Source organism: uncultured Plantibacter sp. (genome assembly GCF_963518075.1).
GTDB lineage: Bacteria > Actinomycetota > Actinomycetes > Actinomycetales > Microbacteriaceae > Plantibacter > Plantibacter flavus_A.
This window is the reverse complement of the sequence record NZ_CAUQHZ010000009.1, coordinates 1-21,390: the sequence shown is the minus strand read 5'-3', so window position 1 is coordinate 21,390 and position 21,390 is coordinate 1. Positions and strand designations below refer to the sequence as shown.

Genomic DNA, 21,390 nt, shown 5'->3' with positions numbered 1-21,390 from the left:
TTACACAGTGGCGAACATCGCAGATTCCATCGAAGAGACCCCGCAGAGCTACTCCACCGAGTCGGCTCCTGAAGCAGCAGTCACCGCGCCTCGCGCCGTGCTGAGCGTCCCCGGCGCAGCCGTCGGCCGTCGCAAGCAGGCCATCGCCCGCGTGCGTCTCGTCCCCGGCAGCGGCACCATCACGGTCAACGGCCGCACGCTCGAGGACTACTTCCCGAACAAGCTGCACCAGCAGCTCATCAACGACCCGTTCACCGTCCTCGACCTGGCCGGCGGCTACGACGTCATCGCACGCATCTCCGGTGGTGGCCCCTCGGGCCAGGCCGGCGCGCTGCGCCTCGGCATCGCTCGCTCGCTGAACCAGATCGACGAGGAGAACAACCGCGCCACCCTGAAGAAGGCCGGCTTCCTCTCCCGTGACGCTCGCGTCAAGGAGCGCAAGAAGGCCGGACTCAAGAAGGCCCGTAAGGCTCCGCAGTTCTCGAAGCGCTAAGCGCTCTCAGGACAAGCGAAGCTCGATGCCTCAGCTGTTTGGTACCGACGGCGTACGCGGACTCGCGAACGCCGACCTGACGGCAGACCTCGCTCTCGGCCTTGCCCAAGCCACCGCAGTGGTGCTTGGGCAAGGCCGTAGTGCTGAGGCCCGCCGTGCCGCCGGGAAGCGCCCGGTCGCCGTGCTCGCACGCGACCCGCGCATCTCCGGCGAGTTCCTGTCCGCCGCCGTCGCGGCGGGCCTGGCGTCCTCGGGCGTCGACGTGCTCGAGGCCGGCGTGCTGCCCACGCCCGCGACGGCGTTCCTCATCGCCGACATCGACGCCGACTTCGGCGTGATGATCTCCGCCTCGCACAACCCTGCGCCCGACAACGGGATCAAGATCTTCGCCCGCGGCGGCACGAAGCTGCCCGACGCGGTGGAACGCCGGATCGAGGAGTACCTCGACCGCCCCAAGCTCAGCCCGACCGGCGCCGATGTCGGCCGGATCATCCGCTTCGCCGACGCCGAGGACCGCTACGTCCTCCACCTGCTCGGCAGTCTCCCGAACCGCCTGGACGGCATCCATGTCGTCCTCGACTGCGCGCACGGCGCGGCTGCGGGAGTGTCGCCGGAGACCTTCCGCGACGCCGGGGCCAAGGTCACGATCATCGGCAACGACCCCGACGGCATGAACATCAACGACGGCGTCGGCTCCACGCACCTCGACCTCCTGTCCAAGGCGGTCCTCGAGCACGGTGCCGACCTCGGCATCGCACACGACGGCGACGCCGACCGCTGCCTCGCGGTCGACGCTGCGGGCAAGGTCGTCGACGGCGACCAGATCATGGCCATCCTCGCGGTCTCGATGCAGGAGCGAGGCAGGCTCAAGGACGACACGCTCGTCGCCACGGTGATGAGCAATCTCGGCCTGCACGTCGCGATGCGCGAGCACGGCATCAACGTCGTCCAGACCGGGGTCGGCGACCGCTACGTCCTCGAGGCGATGAACGCGAACGCCTATTCGCTCGGCGGCGAGCAGTCGGGTCACGTCATCATGGCCGACTACGCGACCACCGGCGACGGCATCCTCACCGGCCTGCACATCGTGGCCGAGATGGCGCGCACCGGGAAGACGCTCGCGGAGCTCGCCGCGGTGATGCAGGTGTATCCGCAGATACTCGTCAACGTCACGGGTGTCGACCGCACGCGCCTCGTCGGCGAAGAGGTCGTCGACGCTGCCGTACAGGCTGCCGAAGCAGAGCTCGGAGACGACGGACGCGTGCTGTTGCGGCCGTCCGGCACCGAGCAGCTCGTCCGCGTCATGGTCGAGGCGGCCGACCAGCCGACCGCCGACCGCCTGGCGCACCGCCTCGCCGACGTCGTCCGCGAACGACTCGCCATCTGAGTCGTCCGGCGGCGGGTCGGCACCTCAGCTGTGGAAGAGTGATCGCATGACTTCGACGACGACGGGTGGTGCCTCCGGGCAGCCGACGCCCTACGTGGAGATCGACCGTGCCGAATGGGCGCGACTCGCTCCGGAGACGGCCACACCGCTCAGCGAGACCGAGGTCGTGCAGATCCGTGGGCTCGGCGACCGTCTCGACATGCGGGAGGTCGAAGAGGTCTACGTGCCGCTCAGCCGACTGCTGAGCCTCTACGCGAAGGGCACCCAGGACCTCGGCCGCGCGACGAGCCGGTTCCTCGGCGACCAGGCGCTCCGGACGCCGTTCGTGATCGGCGTGGCGGGTTCCGTCGCCGTCGGCAAGTCGACGATCGCGCGGCTGCTGCGCGAACTGCTGTCGCGCTGGCCGGACACCCCGCACGTCGAGCTCGTGACGACCGACGGCTTCCTCTATCCGAACGAGGAACTCCAGCGGCGCGGCATCATGGATCGCAAGGGCTTCCCCGAGTCGTACGACCGCCGGGCGCTCTTGCGGTTCATCACCGCCGTGAAGAGCGGCGCCGCCGAGGTACGGGCACCGTTCTACTCGCATCTGCGCTACGACATCATCCCGACGGCGCAGGTCGTCGTCCGGCGCCCCGACGTCCTGATCGTCGAGGGCTTGAACGTGCTGCAGCCGGCTGCGACGGCGAGCGGACTCGCGATCAGCGACCTGTTCGACTTCAGCATCTACGTCGACGCACGGACGCGCGACATCGAGTCCTGGTACGTCGACCGCTTCATGGCGCTCAAGCGGGGCGCGTTCTCGAACCCGAACTCCTTCTTCAACGTGTTCGCCGAGCTCTCCGACGAGGAGGCGGCCGATCAGGCACGCGGGTTCTGGCGCTCCATCAACGAACCGAACCTCATCGACAACATCCGCCCGACCCGGTCACGCGCGAAGCTCGTGCTGCGGAAGGACTCCGATCACACGGTGTCCTCGGTGCTGCTCCGCAAGCTCTGAGCAGCGGCAGGGGAAGGGCTCGGCTACCGCTGGATCCCGGCAGCATCGTCCTGCTCCCTCGCTGAGCGTCGGCGCCTCGAGGTTGGTGCAGGATCCTCGCAAAATCGCGCGATTATGCTGCTCTACATGTGTGGAATCGTAGGGTACGTCGGGAACGACAAGACGGTGGACGTCCTCATGGGCGGACTCAAGCGGCTCGAGTACCGGGGGTACGACTCCGCCGGGATCGCCGTGCTCGACGCGACGGGCTCGCTGAACACCCGGAAGCGCGCCGGGAAGCTGGCCGTCCTCACCGAGGACCTCGCCGCGAACCCCATCGCGCCGGGCTCGACCGGTATCGGTCACACCCGTTGGGCGACCCACGGTGGACCAACGGACCGCAACGCGCACCCGCACCTCGGTGACGAAGGACGCCTCGCGCTCATCCACAACGGCATCATCGAGAACTTCGCCGAGCTGCGCGCGGAGCTCCTCGCGGACGGCTTCACCTTCGAGAGCGACACCGACACCGAGATCGCCGCCGTGCTCATCGGCCGCGAGTACCGCTCCACCGGCGACCTCACCGAGGCCTTCCGCCGCGTCGTCGCTCGCCTGGACGGCGCCTTCACCCTGCTCGCCATGCACCAGGACCTGCCCGGCGTCGTCATCGGCGCGCGTCGGAACTCGCCGCTCGTCATCGGACTCGGCGACGGCGAGAACTTCCTCGGTTCGGACGTCGCCGCGTTCGTGCAGTACACCCAGCGCGCGGTCGCGATCGGTCAGGACCAGATGGTCGTCATCACGCCCGACGACGTGACGGTCACCGACTTCGCCGGCAACCACGTGGTGACCGAGCCGTTCGAGATCCAGTGGGACGCTTCGGCGGCCGACAAGGGCGGCTGGTCGAGCTTCATGGCGAAGGAGATCAGCGAGGAGCCCGATGCGGTCGCGAACACGATCCGCGGGCGGGTCGAGGGCGGCCAGGTCGTCATCCCCGAACTCGCCGGTCTCGACGAGCTCTTCCTCGACATCGACCGCATCGTGATCATCGCGTGCGGCACCGCCGCCTACGCCGGCACGGTCGGTACCTACGCGATCGAGCGCTGGGCCGGGATCCCGGTCACCGTGGAGCTCAGCCACGAGTTCCGCTACCGCGACCCGGTCATCGACGCGCGCACGCTCGTCATCTCGGTGAGCCAGTCGGGCGAGACCATGGACACGCTCATGGCGGTGCGTTTCGCGAGCGAGTCCGGCGCGAAGACGCTGTCGATCTGCAACACGCAGGGCGCCACGATCGCGCGTGAGTCGGACGCCGTGGTGTACACCCACGCGGGGCCCGAGGTCGCGGTCGCGTCCACGAAGGCGTTCACCGCCCAGATCACGGCGCTGTACCTGTTCGGGCTGCACCTCGCGCGGGTGCGCGGCACCCAGACTCCGGAGTTCCTGGCGTCGCAGGTCGAGGAACTGCAGGGCGTCCCCGACAAGATCGCCAGCATCCTCGGGGCCTCCGAGAAGATCGCGCAGCTCGCCCACTGGATGGCCGACTCCCGCGCGGTGCTCTTCCTCGGCCGCCACGTGGGGTACCCGATCGCGCTCGAGGGCGCGCTGAAGCTCAAGGAGCTCGCGTACATCCACGCTGAAGGCTTCGCCGGTGGCGAGCTCAAGCACGGCCCGATCGCCCTGATCGAGCCGGGCCAGCCCGTCTTCGTGGTCGTCCCGAGCCCACGTGGCTCGGCGATCCTGCACCCGAAGGTCATCTCGACCATCGAGGAGATCCGTGCACGCGGTGCCCGGGTCATCGCGATCGCGGAGCAGGGCGACGCCGCCGTCCTGCCCTCGGCCGACGAGGTCATCCCGATCCCGCTCGCCGGTCCGCTGTTCGAGCCCCTGCTCGCCGTCATCCCGCTGCACATCTTCGCGATGGAGCTCGCGACGGCGAAGGGCCTCGACGTCGACCAGCCGCGCAACCTCGCGAAGTCCGTCACGGTCGAGTAGGGACGGTCCGCGGGGCCCGAGGTGGCCCGTCGAGCGAGCCTCCGGGCCGCACACGACGGCCGTAGAGTAGAGGGATGATCATCGGCATCGGGGTGGACCTGGTCGACCTCGCACGGTTCGAACGGGCGATCACGCGCACCCCGAACCTGCTGGCCAGGCTCTTCGTCCCGTCGGAACGCGACCTCCCGCTGCGGTCCCTCGCCGGACGGTTCGCCGCCAAGGAGGCGCTCATCAAGGCACTGGGTTCCTCGGACGGTATCCGATGGCAGGAGATGGCGATCGTGAACGGCCCGGAGGGGAAGCCCGATTTCGCGCTGTCCGGAGTCACGGCGGGTGTGGTGGCCGAGCGGGGGATCACGAGCATGCACCTGACCATGACGCACGACGCCGGGGTCGCCGTCGCGTTCGTCGTCGCGGAGCGGGAAGGATGACGCCCGTGTCCGAGGTCGACGAGCGCCCGACCCGCGAGGCGATCATCGACCTCGACGCCCTGCGCCACAACGTCCGTCGCCTGCGCGAGCTGACCGGCGTCGGTGAACTCATCGTCGTCGTCAAGGCCGACGCCTACGGGCACGGTGCCGAGGCGATCGCCCGCGCGGCGATCGAGGCCGGGGCCGATCGCCTGGGAGTCGCCGACATCATGGAGGGCGTCGCGCTGCGTGCCGCCGGGATCACGGCACCGATCCTCGCCTGGCTGCACGGCCCGCAGGTTGCGTTCGGCGCCGCACTCGATGCCGGGATCGACCTCGGTCTGTCGTCGGTGGCGCAGCTCGAGCGCGTGATCGAGGCCGCTCGGGATCGGCCGTCCGTCGTGCCGGTCGTCCAGTTCAAACTCGAGACCGGACTCAGCCGGAACGGTGCGGCCGAAGCCGACTGGCCGGAGCTCTTCCGAGCCGCCGCAGCCGCTGAGGCTGCGGGGCTCGTCCGGGTCGACGGGCTGTTCTCGCACGTCTCCAACACCTCCACCGCCGACGACCGGGCCGCCGCTGTCCGCTTCGAACGCGGTGTCGCCCTCGCCGCGGAGGCCGGTCTCACGCCGCGGAGTCTGCACCTCGCCGCGTCGGCGGCAGCGCTCGGCGAGCCCTCCCTCCGCTTCGACGCCGTCCGCCTCGGACTCGCGGTGTACGGCCTCTCGCCCTTCGAACCCACCGACGACGTCGACCGGTCGGCCGACGCCTTCGGCCTCCGGCCCGTCATGACCCTCCGGGCGACGGTCGCCGCCGTGCGTCGGGTCGAACCGGGTGCCGGGGTGTCCTACGACTACAGCTACCGGACCAGCACGGCGACGACGCTCGCCCTCATCCCGCTCGGATACGCCGACGGTGTGCCGCGGAGCGCCTCGAACGCCGGTCCGGTCGTCATCAACGGACGCCGCTACCGGGTGTGCGGGAGGATCGCGATGGACCAGTTCGTCGTCGACGTCGGCGACGACGCGGTCGCCGTGGGTGACGACGCCGTGCTCTTCGGCGATCCGGCGTCCGGCGCGCCGCGCGTCGAGGAGTGGGCGGAGGCCGCCGGCACCATCAACTACGAACTCGTCACCCGGATCGGACCGCGCGTGGTCCGGACGACCAGGGAGCGGTCATGACCGATCACGTCCTCATCCCGGGCACCGTCGACGTGGCGACGCCCGAGGAGATGCACGCCTACGGCGTCCGGCTCGGCGCCGCATTGTGCGCCGGGCAGCTTCTGGTCCTGACCGGGCCGCTCGGAGCGGGCAAGACGACGCTCACGCGAGGCATCGGCGAGGGCCTCGGGGTCCGCGGCCCCGTCACCAGCCCCACCTTCGTGCTCGCCAGGACGCACCCGAGCCTCGTCGGAGGTCCGCCGCTCGTCCACGTGGACGCCTACCGGCTCGGCTCGGCGCTCGAACTCGACGACCTCGACATCGACTTCTCCCGATCCGTCGTCGTCGTGGAATGGGGAGCGGGATTGCTCGACGGCGTGGTCCCCACGTGGTTCGAGCTCGTCATCGAGCGTCCGACCGGAGCCGGCGACGAACCCGCGACGGACGATGCCGGCGAGGAGCCGATCGAGCGCCGGACCCTCACGCTCTCGCGGCACCCCGCCATCGACGCCGGGTAGGCTGGACGACGTGCTGTTGGCGATCGATACATCCGCGGGTTCGAGCGTCGCCGTCGTCACCCTGGGTGGCGAGGTGCTGGCCGAACGGTCCTCCGACGACCCGATGCGGCACGCCGAGGTCATCGGGACGCTCATCGCCGGATGCCTCGACGACGCCGGGATCGAGGTCGCCGCGCTCACCGGGCTGGTCGCGGGTATGGGACCAGGGCCGTTCACCGGACTCCGGATCGGGATCGCCGCAGCCCGCAGCTTCGGGATCGGCGCAGGCCTCCCGGTGCACCCCGTGGTGAGCCACGATGCGATCGCGCTCGACGCCTACCGTTCCGGTTCCGCCGCAGCCGACGCCACGCTCCTCGTGGTCACGGATGCCCGCCGTCGCGAACGCTACTGGACCAGCTACGCCGGACTCGACGCAGCCGGCCTCCCGGTCCGCGTCCAGGGGCCAGCCCTCGCGAAACCCGACGACCTCCCGACCTCCGAGTCCATGCGCCTCGACGCGCTGGTCGTCCCCGCCGGGGCGCTGGGACAGGTCGCCGCCGCACTCCTCGCCACCGATGGCGTATTCGCGGGGGAGGAACCGTTGTACCTCCGCTCACCCGACGTCACGATGTCCGCGGGCGCCAAGCGGGTGACGGCGTGAGCTGGTCGCTGCGCCGCGCCGGTGTCGCCGACCTCGACGCGATCATGGAGCTCGAGCACACCGTCTTCGTGAACGACGCCTGGTCGGCGGACATGATGCGCGCCGAACTGTCGTCGCCGCACGGGTACTACCTCGTCGCGACGGAGGTCGACGCCGACGACGCGACACTCGCCGGCTACGGCGGGCTCTTCGCGCCTTCCCGCTCCGACGACGCCGACATCCAGACCATCGCCGTCGCCGGGCACGCCAGAGGACGAGGACTCGGACGGCTCCTCATGCAGGCGCTCATCGAGCAGGCCAGGCAGCAGGACGTCACCCAGGTCTTCCTCGAGGTCAGGGCCGACAACCCCGTTGCGATCACGCTGTACCGGAGTCTCGGCTTCGAGGAACTCGGCATCCGCCCCGGCTACTACCAGCCGGACGACGTCGACGCCATCGTCATGCGACGCACGGTCCAGCCGAGACCGCCCATGCCCGCCCACGGCCAGTCCCCGCTCGACCAGACCGACCAGCACCCAGGGAGCATCGCGTGAACCGTGCAGAACCGCTCGTCCTCGGCATCGAGACGAGCTGCGACGAGACCGGGATCGGCATCGTCCGCGGACACCACCTGCTGGCGAACACCATCGCCTCGAGCATGGACGAGCACGCGCGGTACGGCGGGGTCGTCCCGGAGGTCGCCGCGCGCGCCCACCTCGAGGCGCTCGAGCCGACGCTCACGGCGGCGCTCGCCGAGGCCGGCGTCGCCCTGGCCGACCTCGACGCCGTCGCGGTGACGAGTGGCCCCGGCCTGTCCGGCGCACTCATGGTCGGCGTCGGTGCAGCGAAGGCGCTCGCTGTCTCCCTCGGCAAACCGCTGTACGCCGTGAACCACCTCGTCGGTCACGTCGGCGCGGACGTCCTCGACTCCGAAGACGGGGCGATCGAGTACCCGACGATCGCCCTGCTCGTGTCCGGCGGGCACACCTCGCTGCTCCTCGTGCGGGACCTCGTGTCGGACGTCGAACTGCTCGGCGAGACCATCGACGACGCGGCTGGCGAGGCCTTCGACAAGGTCGCGCGCATTCTGGGCCTGCCCTACCCGGGCGGGCCGCAGATCGACCGTGCGGCCGTCGGCGGCGACCCGAAGGCGATCCGCTTCCCCCGCGGACTCAGCCTGCCGAAGGACATGGAGCGGCACCGCTACGACTTCTCCTTCTCCGGCCTGAAGACGGCCGTGGCACGCTGGGTCGAGGCGAAGCAGGACGCGGGGGAGCCGGTCCCCGTCGCGGACGTCGCCGCCAGTTTCCGCGAGGCCGTCGTCGACGTGCTCATCTCGAAGGCGGTCAGAGCGTGCACCGAGCTCGGCGTGCCCCGCCTGCTGCTGGGGGGCGGCGTCATCGCGAACGCGCGGCTCCGCGAGGTGGCCGCCGAACGGACCACCTCGGCCGGGATCGAACTCCGCATCCCGCCGTTGCAGCTCTGCACCGACAACGGTGCGATGATCGCCGCACTCGCCGCGCAGCTCATCTCCGCCGGGCACGAGCCGTCCTCGCTCGACTTCGGCGCCGACTCGACCCTGCCGGTCACCGAGATCCAGGTGTACTGACCGCTCGACCAGCCGTCTCCCAGCCGTCTCCCGGCCGTCGACCGGGTGCGCGGACGTCGGCGCATAGGATGGGCCGGTACCCGGTCACGGATCGAAGGAGCGGCGATGGATCAGCACGAGCACCCCGACGGACGACCTCAGCACCAGGACGGTGCAGTGGACGGGCAGTCGCGCCCGCCGCAGGCTGAGCAGCCCATCGGGCCGCCGCAGCAGCAGTGGGGGCAGCAGCCTCCTCACCAGCCGCAGGCCCAGCAGCCCTGGTCGCCGTACCAGCCGCCGCAGCCCTCCCAGCAGGCTGTCGCGCCGCAGGGCCGGCAGCAGCCGTACGCGCCCCAGCAGCCGTACCAGCCCCAGGGCCAGCAGCAGCCCTACCAACCTCAGCAGCCGTACCAGCCCCAGGGCCAGGCCTCCCCTCCACCGGCGGGTTGGCAGGGCGATCACGCGACCTATCTCCAGACGGTGCCGACGGCGGTCTACCAGGCACCGAGCCAGGGCGGCTACGCCGCGTACCAGCAGTCGCAGACGCAGACCACTGCCGCGTCGACCGGGACCTCACGGAGCACCTGGTCGCTCATCACCGGTCTCGTCGGGCTCGTCGTGTCGGTCTTCGTCGGTTGGGGCTTCCCCCTGTCGATCGCGGCCATCGTCCTCGGATTCGGAGCCAGGCGTCGCGAGCCGCAGGGCCGAGGCCGCGCCCTCACCGGCCTCGTGACCGGGTTCGTCGGTCTCGCCTGCTCCGTCGGCTGGCTCGCCTACAGCGTCGTCGTGATCATCGGGTACGTCTCGACCTGATCCTCCTCGGGACGCTGCGGCCCGGCGGACGCCGTCGGGTCAGGCGTCAGCGGCCGGTGTCACCCGTTCGACGAGCAGCGCACTGTGTTTGCCCGCGATCCTCGTGAGGATGATCGTGGCCGAGCGGTCGCCCTTGAGCGCCATGCGCTTCCGGAACGCCGCGGGGTCGACGTCGACGCCGCGCTTCTTGATCTCGAGGACACCGATCCCGCGATCCCGCATCGTGCGCTTGAGGACCTTCTCGTCCATCGGTAGCCGCTCGAGCACCCGGAAGGTCGTGGCGAACGGCGAGGTCGTCGCCGTGTCGGAGGTCAGGTAGGCGATGCCCTGGCCGAGCATGCCGGCCTCCAAGCGGACGGCGAGGTCGCCGATGAGTCGGGCCCGGATCACCGACCCGTCGGGTTCGTGCACGTAGTCGCCGAGTTCCCGCACGGGGGCGTCGTCGGCGTCGGCCTCGGCGTGCAACTCGTGGTGGACGCCGTCCGCGAGGAGGAGCGCGGACCGTCGGACGTCGGGACGGGCCAGCGGGCCGAACCAGAGCGCCATCTCGACGAGCTGTCCGTCGACCGACACCCACTGCGCCTCGGCGTCGTCGGGGATGAGTGAGCGGTCGAATCCGGGCCCGAGCTTGACGCCTGTGGGGAGGCTGGTCGCCGCACCGAAGACCAGGTCGAGGGACGGGGTGTAGTCGGCGGCACTGGACAACCGCGCGGTGTCGGCGTGTCCTGCGGTGCGCCGCGCGGGATCGAACCAGACCGCGTCGAAGTCGTCGAGCGAGACGTCCTCGGCGGCGGCGTTCCGCACGGTGGCCGTGGGGAACGGAGCGAGGTTGTAGCTGGCGATGGCGGCAGTGACCTCGTCGATGTCGACCGCCGTGACCTCCAGGTCGAGCGAGGCCATGGCCATCGAGTCGGCGCCGATGCCGCTGCCGAGGTCGGCGACGCGCGTGAGGCCGGCCCGGGCGAAACGCCCGGCGTGCAGCGCGGCGACGGGAAGGCGCGTGGCCTGTTCGAGGCCCGCCTCGGTGAACAGCATGCGGCCGGCGAACGGACCGAACTTGCCGACGGCTTTCTGCCTGAGCCGCGACTGCGTGAGGACCGCCGCGACCAGCTCGGGGGAGTGGCCCTCCTTGCGGAGGCGCCCGACCAGGCGGACGGCCTCGTCCTTCGTCGGGTAGGGCGGCAGGGAGTCGAGGAGCCTGAGGCCGTCGGCCGTGAGGAGTTCGACGAGTTCCGAACGGTCCATGGTCAGTGGGCCTCGGGCAGAGCTGGATGCATCCGGCAACGGTAGCAGCCGCTGATTGGCACTCGCATTGCATGAGTGCCAGAAGATGCCTACACTGGAATCAGCACTCTCGCAGTGTGAGTGCTAACCACGTCTTCGTTTCAAGAAAGAGGTCAACCGTGTCGGTCTCCATCAAGCCGCTCGAGGATCGCATCGTCATCAAGCAGGTCGAGGCAGAGCAGACCACCGCTTCCGGTCTGGTCATCCCCGACACCGCCAAGGAGAAGCCCCAGGAGGGCGAGGTCGTGGCGGTCGGACCCGGTCGCATCGACGACAACGGCAACCGCGTCCCGCTCGACGTCGCCGTCGGCGACAAGGTGATCTACTCCAAGTACGGTGGCACCGAGGTCAAGTACGCCGGTGAGGACTACCTCGTCCTGTCCGCGCGCGACGTCCTCGCAGTCGTCGTCCGCTAGTCACCAGCGCACGGATCCGGCGGCTCAAGCCGCTCAACAGCCCGAATGGCATTCGCCGTTCGGGCTGTGTCCGTTTTCGGAGGGTGTCGCGGGGAGTCGCGGGTCTAGCCTGGACCAGTGCAGAACCCCAGCGATCCAGCCGACGTCGACATCCACTCCGTCACCGTCGACGGGGGAGGGGATCGACGTGCGAGTGTGGCCGTGCCCCAGCAGGGGAGCCGGTCCGGACTGCTCTCGGCGGTCGCCGCCTATTGCCTCTGGGGAGCGCTCCCGCTCTACTTCATCGCCCTCGCACCGGCCGGCGCCTTCGAGGTCGTGGCGTGGCGGATCCTCTTCTCCCTCGTCTTCTGCGCCGTCCTCATCCTGGCGACCCGTTCCTGGCGCCGGCTGTTCGGCATCCTCCGCCAGCGCCGCATCGTCCTGACGATGGGCCTCGCCGGAGCGCTCATCTACGTCAACTGGCAGACCTACGTCTACGGCGCGCTCAACGGCCAAGTGGTCGAGGCGTCGCTCGGCTACTTCATCAACCCGATCGTGACCGTCTTCCTCGGCGTCTTCTTCCTCCGCGAGCGGTTGCGTCCAGCCCAGTGGGTCGCGGTGGTCGTGAGTGTGATCGCGGTCCTGGTCCTCGCGATCGGACACGGCAGCGTCCCCTGGATCGCCCTGATCCTGGCCTTCTCATTCGGCCTCTACGGCTACATCAAGAAGCTCGTGGGCGGCTCGGTCGACGCGGTGTCCGGGTTGACGCTCGAGACCGTGTGGCTGATGCCGGTCGCGATCGCCCAGCTCATCGCGGTCGGCGTGACCGGTGGGCTGACCATCGGCACCGCGGGCGTCGGGCACGCCCTGCTCCTCGTCGGCGCCGGCGTCATCACCGCCGTCCCGCTCCTGCTGTTCGCGGCGGCGGCCCGCCGCCTCCCGCTCACCTGGATGGGTTTCATCCAGTACTTCGCACCGATCATCCAATTCGTCGTCGGTGTCGCGGTCCTGCACGAGGCGATGCCGCCGGAGCGCTGGTTGGGCTTCGGTCTCGTGTGGCTGGCGCTCGCGATCCTCACCGTCGACATGCTCGTCGCCTCCACCCGGGGTCGTCGGGTCGTCGGGGCCGAACGACGCCGCTCGACGAGGGTCTGAACAGCGGATTCCAGCGCTGATCGCGCGACCACTGCAGGAAAAGCGCGAAACAGCCCCTCCTGAGGTAACGATTTGGTCGTGTTACACGCTTGTAACGTCAACGACATTGTCCAGCGCACGTGCAGCGGATAACTTGACTCAACGGCAGCCCCTGGAGCTGCCACTCTTCTGACAAGCAAGGAGTACCATGAGCGTCTTTTCGAAGGCCACGGCCGCTCGCTCCCGCCCACGTTCCATCGTTCTCGGTGGTATCGCACTGATCGGAGCCAGCGCGCTGGTCCTGAGCGGTTGCGCCTCGAGTGGTAGCGGCGACAGCGGCAGCAGCAGCAAGCCTGCTGGCGACCTGACCCTGAAGCTCGGCACGGCGTTGCCGCAGACCGGTAACCTCGCGTTCCTCGGCCCGCCCGAGGAGGCCGGTGTCGGTCTCGCGGTCAAGGAGGTCAACGACGCCGACCTCGGCATCAAGATCGACCTGACGCTCGGCGACTCGGGTGACTCCGACAACAAGGCGTACGCGACCGAGGTCCCCCGTCTGCTCTCCGAGGGCGTCACGGCCATCATCGGTGCAGCGTCCTCGGGTGTGTCGAAGCTCTTCATCGACGAAGTCACCGGCGCAGGCGTCATCCAGTTCTCCCCGGCGAACACCTCCGCGGACTTCACCACGTGGGACGACAACGGTCTCTACTGGCGGACGGCGCCGTCCGACGTGCTGCAGGGCGAGGTCCTCGGGAACCTGATCGCGGAGGACGGCAACGCCACCCTCGGCATCATCTACCTGAACGACTCGTACGGCACCGGCCTCGCGAAGTTCACCAAGGAGGCGTTCGAGAGCGCAGGCGGTGAAGTGGTCGCCGAGCAGTCGTACAACACCGGTGACACCTCGTTCGACGCGCAGATCAGCGCGGTCAAGGCGGAGAACCCCGACGCGATCGCGATCATCGCGTTCGAGGAGACCAAGACGATCGTCCCCGGTCTCGCCGGCTTCCCGTCGGACAAGCTCTACTTCGTCGACGGCAACCTCGCCGACTACAGCGCAGACTTCGCTCCGGGCACCCTGACGGGCGCCAAGGGCACGCTGCCCGGTCTCGACACCGCGAAGCTCGGTGACTTCACCGACCGCCTCCAGGCGTTCGTGAAGGACGAGGGTGGCGAGCCGCTCAAGGACTACAGCTACGCGGCTGAATCCTACGACGCCGTCATCCTGCTCGCCCTCGCGGCGCTGCAGGCCGGTTCGACCGAGGGTGCCGACATGGCGGCCGAGCTCCAGTCCGTGTCCGGTGGTAAGGACAAGGGCGAGAAGGTGACCACCTTCGAAGAGGGTGCGAAGGCCATCGCCGACGGCAAGAAGATCGACTACGACGGCAACTCCGGTCCGATCACGTTCGACGAGAACGGTGACCCGACCGAGGCGACCATCGGTATCTACCAGTACGGTGACGACAACAAGTACACCCGCACCAACTAGTCGCCCACGCGACTGACGAGGCCCCGGAGCGATCCGGGGCCTTCGTCGTGTCCGGCAGCTGTAACTGCCGCCCTCGCGTGTGCTGTGCCGTGTGTGGTGGCGCCAGCGCGGTGCGCTGACGCGAGCGCGGGTCCAGCGCGTGAGCGCGGGTCTCCGGAGACCCGCGCTCACGCGTCTGCGACGCGCTCACGCCGATTCCGAGCCCATGCGGCACAGCGGGGCGCGCTCACGCCGGCGCACCGCGCTGACAGCGACCAGTCGGACGCCCGGGTCAACGGAACGCGCGTTGCAGCCCCGCGCGCTCGAGCTTCGCGGCGAGCCGACTCGGATGGACGAGGTCCTCCCAGGTGGCGCGGACGACGGTGTACCCGAGCGCGCGCAGACGGTCCTCCCGATGCTTCTCCGCCAGGACGATGTCGGCCACGTCCCGTCCCTGCGTGAACTCCTCCCGTACATACTTCTGCCGGCCGTCGAGTTCGAGGATGATGCGCTCGTCCGGCCAAACCGCATCGACCACGCCGACCGGTCCGTCCGCGTCGGAGAAGGCCTGCTGCAGCACCGGCAGGGCGAAACCGAGCTGCGCGATCACGACCCGCATCTTCGATTCACCACCGTTCGCGGCGAGCGGGTCCGCGAACTCGATCGCAAAGCGCACCTGGCGTCCTCCCCGCCGGCCCGGCAGGTCTCGTGCGAGCGAGCGGAGCGCCGTCTCATCGGTGAGCTTGAGCCGGAGGGCAGCGTCGGCGACGGCGACGGCGTCCTCGAGGCGGGCGATCCGAGCGAGATCGACGACAGTCCGAGCCGGGTCCGTGACCGCGAGCCCGTACCGCATCCGTCGGGTGACGGAGCCCTGCGTGGTGTGACGGATGATGCCGGGTGCCGAACGTCCTCCGCGATCACCGCTCGTCAGCGTGTGCACCTCGGGAGGCCACGGACCCACGATCGGGAGTCCCCACAACCGCGCCGCCGAGTAGTGGCTGAACAATGCGTCCTTTCGGAGCGCAACGGCCGCCGCATCGATCCGGACCCGGTAGCGGTCATCGGGGGACAGGGAACTCCATATCGGTTCAGGGACGTAGATGCCCTTCCGCAGACGCACCAGGTCGCCGTCGCGGTGGGCGGCGCTCACGAGGCGCTCGGCACCGACCCGGCGTGCGTCGCGAACGAGCAGGAGTCCGTTCGGGCGGAGGAGCAGGTTGAGGTCGAAGGATTCCATCGCCTCACCGTGCCCGTTCGACTCCGCCAGCAGCTCGTGTCGTGGAAGCGATGTGGAGAACTGCTCCCACCCTGCCTCCGGTGGAGCGAGGGTGGAGTGGCACCCAGTGCGGTGCACTGACGCCAGCGCGGGTCGTCGGCCTCAGCGCGGGTCGCTGTGCCGCAGTGGTGATGACTCGGCGTGAGCGCGGGTCCAGCGCGCGAGCGCGCGCCTCCGGAGACCCGCGCTCACGCGCCAGGACCGCGCTCGCGTCAGCGCACCGCGCTGGCGAAAGGGGGAGGGAGAATGCACAACTCCTCCGTCCCCGTCTCAGGAGGCCGTCTTGGTACGACGGTGCCCCTCGGGGGAGGGAGGAGTTGTGGTTCGTTCACCGGTCGGGATCCGGTGGCTTCTGGCCCGTCGCTCGGCACGCGGCCGGGACGAGCATGTTCGAGGGTACCGAAGTACCCGCCGACCCGCGAGTGGGGATCGCCCTGATCAGTCCTCGTCCTGGCCGAGGGTGCCCAGGTAGAGGCCGATCACCTTGTCATCCGAGAGGAGCTCGCGGCCCGTCCCGGTGTAGGCGTCACGACCCTGGTCGAGCACGTACCCGCGGTCGCAGATCTGCAGACACCGACGTGCGTTCTGCTCCACCATGATCGTCGTCACGCCGGCCTTGTTGATGTCCGAGACGCGGATGAACGCGTCGTCCTGTCGGACCGGCGACAACCCCGCGGACGGCTCGTCGAGGAGCAGCACGTGCGGATCCATCATGAGGGCCCGCGACATCGCGACCATCTGGCGCTCACCACCCGACAGCGAACCGGCGCGCTGCTTGAGCCGCTTCCCGAGTTCACTGAAGATCCCGGTGACGAACTCGAGGCGCTCGTTGTACTGCTTCGGCTTCTGGAACAGCCCCATCTTGAGGTTGTCCTCGATGGTGAGGCTCGGGAACACGTTGTTCGTCTGCGGGACGAACCCGACGCCGCGCGCCACGAGCTTGTTCGCCCGCAGCCCCGTGATGTCCTCGCCGTTCAGCAGCACCTGTCCGCTGCGCACCTTCACCTGTCCGAAGATCGCCTTCAACAGCGTCGACTTCCCCGCACCGTTCGGTCCGATGATGCCGATGAGCTCGCCCTTCCGGGCGGTCAGGTTGGCGCTGTTCAGGATGTTCACGCCGGGGAGGTACCCGGCGGTCAGATCGGTGACCTCCACGACCATCTCGGCGGTCTTGACCGCGGTGCCGCCGACCGGCGCACCCTTCACGTCGCTCATTTCCGCTCCTCCTCGGGCTCGGCACCAGCCGCGAGCCGTTCGTCCTCGATCTCGGCGAGCAGCTCCTCGGCCGCAGCGCTGTCCTCTCCGGCGATCCTGCCGGTCACGACCCCGAGGTCGACGTCCTGGTGGCTCCCGAGGTAGGCGTCGATGACGGCGGGGTCCTCCATGACGGTGTCGGGCGGACCCTCGGCGACGACACGGCCTTCGGCCATGACGACCACCCAGTCGGCGATGTGCCGGACCATCTGCATGTCGTGCTCGACGAACAGCACGGTCATGCCCTCGTCCTTCAACGCCAGGATGTGGTCGAGCAGGGACTGCGTGAGCGCCGGGTTGACGCCGGCCATCGGCTCGTCGAGCATGACGAGCTTCGGATCGCTCATGAGCGCCCGCGCCATCTCGAGGAGCTTCCGCTGCCCACCGGACAGGCTGGCCGCGTAATCGTCGCGCTTCGTGTCGAGCTTGAAGCGACGCAGGAGGTCCATCGCCTTGACCTCGAGGTCCTCCTCCTGCTTCCGCCAGAGCGGCTTCACGAGGCTCGAGAAGATGCCCTCGCCGGTCTGGCCGGTCGCGCCGAGCTTCATGTTCTCGAGCACCGTGAGCAGGCCGAGCGCCTTCGTCAACTGGAAGGTCCGGACCTGACCCATGCGGGCGACCTTGAACGCCGGGACGCCGCCGAGGCTCTTGCCGTCGAAGTTCCACGTCCCGGTGTTCGGCTTGTCGAAGCCGGTCAGCAGGTTGAACAGCGTGGTCTTACCGGCACCGTTCGGGCCGATGAGGGCGGTGATCGCGTTGCGGGGCACCTCCAGGTGCTCCACGTTCACCGCCTGCAGGCCGCCGAAGGTCCGGGTGACCTGGTCCGCGATGAGGATCGGGTCGACCTTCTTGACGCCCGGGACGATCTCGCCGACGTGGAGGCCGGTGGTCTTGACCGGTCGCGAGGTGGGTGAGCTGTTACTTGACAAAGGTCAGCTCCTTCTTGTTTCCGAGGATGCCTTGCGGCCTGAAGATGACGATCAGCATGAGCGCGACACCGACCAGCACGTAGCGGAGCGTCGACGCCTGCGTCGAGCTCATGAACGGCAGGACGTCCGCCTTCACGAGCGCCGGGAGGACGTTCGAGAGGAACGCCATGATCACCCAGAAGATCACCGAGCCGAGCAACGGCCCGAAGACCGTCGCGGCTCCACCGAGGAGGAGGATCGTCCAGATGAAGAAGGTGAGACTCGTGACGTAGACGCTGGGCACGACCGCGGAGGGGAGCGCCAGCACCACCCCGCCGAGCGCACCGAACACGCCACCGACGACGAGCGCCTGCATCTTGTAGGCGAACACGTTCTTGCCGAGGGCGCGCACGGCGTCCTCGTCCTCGCGGATGCCCTTCAGCACGCGGCCCCAGGGGCTGCGCATGAGGAGGAACACGAGGAGTGCGGCGACGGCGAGCAGCAGGATGCCGAAGATCCGGACCCACCACTGGTTCGCGTTGAGTTCCCAGGGCCCGAAGCCGTACGTGCCCGGCGGGATCGGGTTCGCGGCCCGGAAGCCCTCGTGGTAGTTGCCGAGTCCGTCGGCCGAGTTGGTGAACTCGTCGAAGACCTGCGTGGTGAAGAGGAGTCGGACGATCTCGGCCGCCGCGATGGTGACGATGGCCAGATAGTCGGCCCGCAGTCGCAGGGTCGGGATGCCGAGGATGAAGGCGAAGACCACCGAGGCCAGACAGCCGACGATGATGCCCGCCCACCACGGGAGGTTGAAGCTCAGGATCGAGATGGCGTAGCCGTAGGCGCCGAGCGCCATGAACCCCGCCATACCGAAGTTCAACAGACCGCCGTAGCCGAAGTGCACGGCCAAGCCGAGTGCTGCGAGCGCGTACGCGATCGTCTCCGGGCTGATGACCCAAGCGAGCGTGTTCGAGAGAATGCTTCCCCAGTCCATGCGCGTGCCCCTAACCGATTCTCTCGCGACGTCCGAGGATGCCCTGCGGTCTCACGAGGAGCACCGCGATGAGCACCACGAGGGCGCCGACGTACTTGATGTCAGACGGGATCCAGAGCGTCGAGACCTCGACGAGGATGCCGATGATGAGGGCGCCGACCATGGCGCCGAAGGCGGTTCCGAGCCCGCCGAGGGTGATGGCCGCGAAGATGAGCAGGAGCAGCTGCGCTCCCATGTCCCACTTGATGCCCGGTCGGAAGTACGCCCACAGGATGCCGGAGAGACCGGCGAGGGTCGCTGCGAGGATCCAGACGATGCGGACCACGCGGTCGACGTCGATGCCGCTGGCCGCCGCGAGGCTCGGGTTGTCCGAGATGGCTCGCGTCGCCTTGCCGGTCTTCGTCTTGATGAGCCACCAGGCCACGCCGAGGAGCACCACGACGCTGACCGCCATGCTGATCATGTCGGTGACGCTGAGCGAGACCGTGCCGAACAGCTTGATGTTCTCCTCTCCGGAACCGGGCAGCTGGAACGTCCCGCCGCCGATGAAGTAGAGGAACACGTAGCGGAGCGCCAGCGACAGGCCGATCGATACGATCATGACCTGCACGATGCCGACGCCCTTGCGTCTCAAGGGTCTCCAGATGCCCGCATCGAGCGCGAAGCCGAACGCGGCGCTCAGGGCGAGGGCGATGATGATGGCCAGCCAGATCGGCCATTGCAGGAACACCCCGAACACGAGCGCCATGATCGCGCCGAAGGTCACCATCTCCGCGTGGGCGAAGTTGCTGAGTCCGGTGGTGCCGAACACGAGGGAGGCTCCGATGGCCGCGAGGGCCAGCATGAGGCCGAAGTTCAGGCCGTTGACGAGTCGTTCGGCGAGTTGGTCCCAGAAGCTGACGGTGACGCGGACGCCCTCGCCGAGGAAGAAGTTCACTGACTTCGACTGGGTGAGACCGAACTCGGCCTCGATGGTCGAGCCGCCCTCGGCGACGATGACGCCCTTCGGGAGGGTCTCCTCGTCGAGCGTTACCTTGTACGTACCTTTCTCGGGGACGCCGATCTTCCACTTGCCGTCGGCGTCGGTGTCGACATCGGCCTTGTAGCCGTTGCCGTCGACCGTGATGTTCACGCCTTCGAGTGGTTTGTCGTCGTACTTGACGTTCCCAGCGAAGTAGAAGTCGTACTCCTCGCCCACCTCGTCAGCATGAGCCGGGACGGCGCTCATGGCGGACGTGAGGGTGATGGCCCCGAACAACAGGGCGATGAGGAGCACGAATCTCCGTGCCAGTCTCGGGTTTCGGGTCGTTCCAGCGAACTTCACTGCACCTCCAGTGCCGGGCCACTTCCGTGGACCGTTCTCCTGCGTCGGACAACGCTGTTCGACGATAGAACCTGATTATTGCCTACATGTTTCGCCCATGCGTATTTCTCCGCATCGATTTGTCGGGATCGTGGAATAGGGGTAGGCCCTGCTCGGTTACGATGGTGATACCGGCAGGTCTGCGTTTCTCCGGTGTGTTCGTGGCTATGAGAGGGATAAATGGACCAGCCTGATCCGTTCGGATTCGTAGGACTCACGTATGACGATGTGCTGCTGCTGCCCGGGCACACCGACGTCATCCCGAGCGAGGCGGAGACCTCGTCCCGCCTGACGAAGCGGATCACCGTGAACACGCCGCTGCTGTCGAGCGCGATGGACACCGTGACCGAGGCCCGCATGGCGATCGCGATGGCTCGCGAGGGCGGCATCGGCATCCTCCACCGCAACCTGTCGATCTCCGACCAGGCCGAACAGGTCGACCGCGTGAAGCGGAGCGAGTCGGGCATGATCACGAACCCGATCACCACCACGGCCGACGCCACCGTCGCCGAGGTCGACGAGCTGTGCGGCCAGTTCCGCATCTCGGGCCTCCCGGTCGTCGACGACAAGGGTGTGCTCGTCGGCATCATCACGAACCGCGACATGCGCTTCGTGTCTCCGTTCGAGAAGGCCACGACCCGCGTCAGCGAGGTCATGACGAGCACCGGTCTCGTGACCGCTCCCGTCGGCACCGACCGCAACGCGGTGATGGCGCTCCTCGCACAGCACCGCATCGAGAAGCTGCCCCTCATCGACGAGGCGGGCAAGCTCAAGGGCCTCATCACCGTCAAGGACTTCGACAAGAGCGAGAAGTACCCGCTGGCCACGAAGGACGACACCGGTCGTCTGCGGGTCGGTGCGGCCATCGGCTTCTTCGGCGACGCCTGGTCCCGTGCGGGCCAGCTGCTCGACGCCGGTGTCGACGTCATCGTGGTCGACACGGCCAACGGTGAGAGCGCCGGTGTGCTCGACATCATCCGCAAGCTCAAGGCCGACCCGGCGTTCGCCGGTGTCGACGTCATCGGCGGCAACGTCGCGACCCGCTCCGGCGCGCAGGCGCTCATCGAGGCCGGCGCGGACGCGATCAAGGTCGGCGTCGGTCCGGGTTCCATCTGCACCACGCGCGTCGTCGCGGGTGTCGGTGTCCCGCAGGTCACGGCCGTCTACGAGGCGTCGCTCGCGGCGCGCGAGGCGAACGTCCCGGTCATCGCCGACGGCGGTCTGCAGTACTCGGGCGACATCGCGAAGGCACTCGTCGCGGGTGCCGACACCGTCATGCTCGGCTCGCTCCTCGCCGGCACCGACGAGAGCCCCGGCGACCTCGTGTTCGTGGGCGGCAAGCAGTTCAAGAACTACCGCGG

Annotated in this window: 21 protein-coding genes; 15 read left to right on the top strand and 6 right to left on the bottom strand. The window is 68.7% G+C overall.

The window, feature by feature from the left end; translation table 11 throughout:
* Positions 1-7: 7 nt before the first annotated feature.
* From rpsI to RWN05_RS11585, 11 genes are all read left to right on the top strand, one after another.
* Entirely contained in the window at positions 8-493 is a 486-nt protein-coding gene (gene rpsI, locus RWN05_RS11635; RefSeq protein ID WP_064296683.1) for a 30S ribosomal protein S9, read from the top strand.
* 25 nt (positions 494-518) lie between these two features.
* Complete coding sequence (gene glmM / locus RWN05_RS11630) at positions 519-1,880, top strand: phosphoglucosamine mutase (RefSeq protein ID WP_314139648.1); 1,362 nt, start codon at positions 519-521, stop codon at positions 1,878-1,880.
* A gap of 46 nt (positions 1,881-1,926) precedes the next feature.
* Entirely contained in the window at positions 1,927-2,880 is a 954-nt protein-coding gene (coaA, locus tag RWN05_RS11625) for a type I pantothenate kinase (RefSeq protein WP_064296681.1), read from the top strand.
* 126 nt (positions 2,881-3,006) lie between these two features.
* Complete coding sequence (gene glmS / locus RWN05_RS11620; RefSeq protein ID WP_079003851.1) at positions 3,007-4,854, top strand: glutamine--fructose-6-phosphate transaminase (isomerizing); 1,848 nt, start codon at positions 3,007-3,009, stop codon at positions 4,852-4,854.
* 74 nt (positions 4,855-4,928) lie between these two features.
* Positions 4,929-5,285, top strand: a complete 357-nt coding sequence (locus RWN05_RS11615) for a holo-ACP synthase (protein WP_064296680.1) — start codon at positions 4,929-4,931, stop codon at positions 5,283-5,285.
* Positions 5,282-6,442: an alanine racemase gene (gene alr, locus RWN05_RS11610; protein WP_399542974.1), complete on the top strand. Its 1,161-nt coding sequence runs from the start codon at positions 5,282-5,284 to the stop codon at positions 6,440-6,442. The genes RWN05_RS11615 and alr overlap by 4 nt, the downstream gene beginning before the upstream one ends.
* Positions 6,439-6,939 (top strand): tRNA (adenosine(37)-N6)-threonylcarbamoyltransferase complex ATPase subunit type 1 TsaE, encoded by a 501-nt coding sequence (tsaE, locus tag RWN05_RS11605; RefSeq protein ID WP_314139645.1) that lies wholly within the window; start codon positions 6,439-6,441, stop codon positions 6,937-6,939. The genes alr and tsaE overlap by 4 nt, the downstream gene beginning before the upstream one ends.
* Before the next feature lie 10 nt (positions 6,940-6,949).
* Positions 6,950-7,579 carry a tRNA (adenosine(37)-N6)-threonylcarbamoyltransferase complex dimerization subunit type 1 TsaB gene (gene tsaB, locus RWN05_RS11600; RefSeq protein ID WP_314139644.1) on the top strand — a complete coding sequence of 210 codons (630 nt, stop codon included), beginning with the start codon at positions 6,950-6,952 and terminating at the stop codon, positions 7,577-7,579.
* A complete protein-coding gene (rimI, locus tag RWN05_RS11595) occupies positions 7,576-8,112 on the top strand; it encodes a ribosomal protein S18-alanine N-acetyltransferase (protein WP_314139643.1) in 537 nt (178 codons plus the stop codon). The genes tsaB and rimI overlap by 4 nt, the downstream gene beginning before the upstream one ends.
* A complete protein-coding gene (gene tsaD / locus RWN05_RS11590) occupies positions 8,109-9,167 on the top strand; it encodes a tRNA (adenosine(37)-N6)-threonylcarbamoyltransferase complex transferase subunit TsaD (RefSeq protein WP_314139642.1) in 1,059 nt (352 codons plus the stop codon). Before rimI ends, tsaD begins: the two co-directional genes overlap by 4 nt.
* 105 nt (positions 9,168-9,272) lie before the next feature.
* Positions 9,273-9,959, top strand: a complete 687-nt coding sequence (locus tag RWN05_RS11585) for a DUF4190 domain-containing protein (protein ID WP_314139641.1) — start codon at positions 9,273-9,275, stop codon at positions 9,957-9,959.
* A gap of 39 nt (positions 9,960-9,998) precedes the next feature.
* Here RWN05_RS11585 and RWN05_RS11580 read toward each other — a convergent pair whose 3' ends face one another.
* The gene (locus RWN05_RS11580) at positions 9,999-11,204 is read right to left on the bottom strand and encodes a class I SAM-dependent methyltransferase (RefSeq protein WP_314139640.1); all 1,206 of its coding nucleotides are present in this window, start codon (positions 11,202-11,204) and stop codon (positions 9,999-10,001) included.
* Positions 11,205-11,362: 158 nt separating this feature from the next.
* Between RWN05_RS11580 and groES the strand changes: the two genes are divergently transcribed.
* The 3 genes from groES (at position 11,363) to RWN05_RS11565 (ending at position 14,258) form a co-directional block, all read left to right on the top strand.
* Positions 11,363-11,659 (top strand): co-chaperone GroES, encoded by a 297-nt coding sequence (gene groES, locus RWN05_RS11575; RefSeq protein ID WP_056008047.1) that lies wholly within the window; start codon positions 11,363-11,365, stop codon positions 11,657-11,659.
* 195 nt (positions 11,660-11,854) lie between these two features.
* Positions 11,855-12,793 carry an EamA family transporter RarD gene (rarD, locus tag RWN05_RS11570; protein ID WP_082916238.1) on the top strand — a complete coding sequence of 313 codons (939 nt, stop codon included), beginning with the start codon at positions 11,855-11,857 and terminating at the stop codon, positions 12,791-12,793.
* 187 nt (positions 12,794-12,980) lie between these two features.
* Positions 12,981-14,258 carry an ABC transporter substrate-binding protein gene (locus RWN05_RS11565; protein WP_079001731.1) on the top strand — a complete coding sequence of 426 codons (1,278 nt, stop codon included), beginning with the start codon at positions 12,981-12,983 and terminating at the stop codon, positions 14,256-14,258.
* 271 nt (positions 14,259-14,529) lie between these two features.
* On the opposite strand, the gene RWN05_RS11560 is transcribed toward RWN05_RS11565, so the two are convergent.
* The 5 genes from RWN05_RS11560 to RWN05_RS11540 all read right to left on the bottom strand — a co-directional run bounded on the left by RWN05_RS11560 (position 14,530) and on the right by RWN05_RS11540 (position 19,894).
* Positions 14,530-15,474 (bottom strand): hypothetical protein, encoded by a 945-nt coding sequence (locus RWN05_RS11560; RefSeq protein ID WP_314139638.1) that lies wholly within the window; start codon positions 15,472-15,474, stop codon positions 14,530-14,532.
* A 477-nt stretch (positions 15,475-15,951) separates the two neighbouring features.
* A complete protein-coding gene (locus tag RWN05_RS11555; RefSeq protein ID WP_064296669.1) occupies positions 15,952-16,728 on the bottom strand; it encodes an ABC transporter ATP-binding protein in 777 nt (258 codons plus the stop codon).
* Positions 16,725-17,696 (bottom strand): ABC transporter ATP-binding protein, encoded by a 972-nt coding sequence (locus RWN05_RS11550; protein WP_064296668.1) that lies wholly within the window; start codon positions 17,694-17,696, stop codon positions 16,725-16,727. The genes RWN05_RS11555 and RWN05_RS11550 overlap by 4 nt, the downstream gene beginning before the upstream one ends.
* Complete coding sequence (locus RWN05_RS11545) at positions 17,686-18,666, bottom strand: branched-chain amino acid ABC transporter permease (RefSeq protein ID WP_064296667.1); 981 nt, start codon at positions 18,664-18,666, stop codon at positions 17,686-17,688. The genes RWN05_RS11550 and RWN05_RS11545 overlap by 11 nt, the downstream gene beginning before the upstream one ends.
* A gap of 10 nt (positions 18,667-18,676) precedes the next feature.
* Positions 18,677-19,894 carry a branched-chain amino acid ABC transporter permease gene (locus RWN05_RS11540; RefSeq protein ID WP_064296746.1) on the bottom strand — a complete coding sequence of 406 codons (1,218 nt, stop codon included), beginning with the start codon at positions 19,892-19,894 and terminating at the stop codon, positions 18,677-18,679.
* A 315-nt stretch (positions 19,895-20,209) separates the two neighbouring features.
* Here RWN05_RS11540 and guaB point away from each other — a divergent pair.
* Positions 20,210-21,390: IMP dehydrogenase (gene guaB, locus RWN05_RS11535; protein ID WP_314139637.1), on the top strand; the 1,181-nt coding region annotated here is incomplete at its 3' end.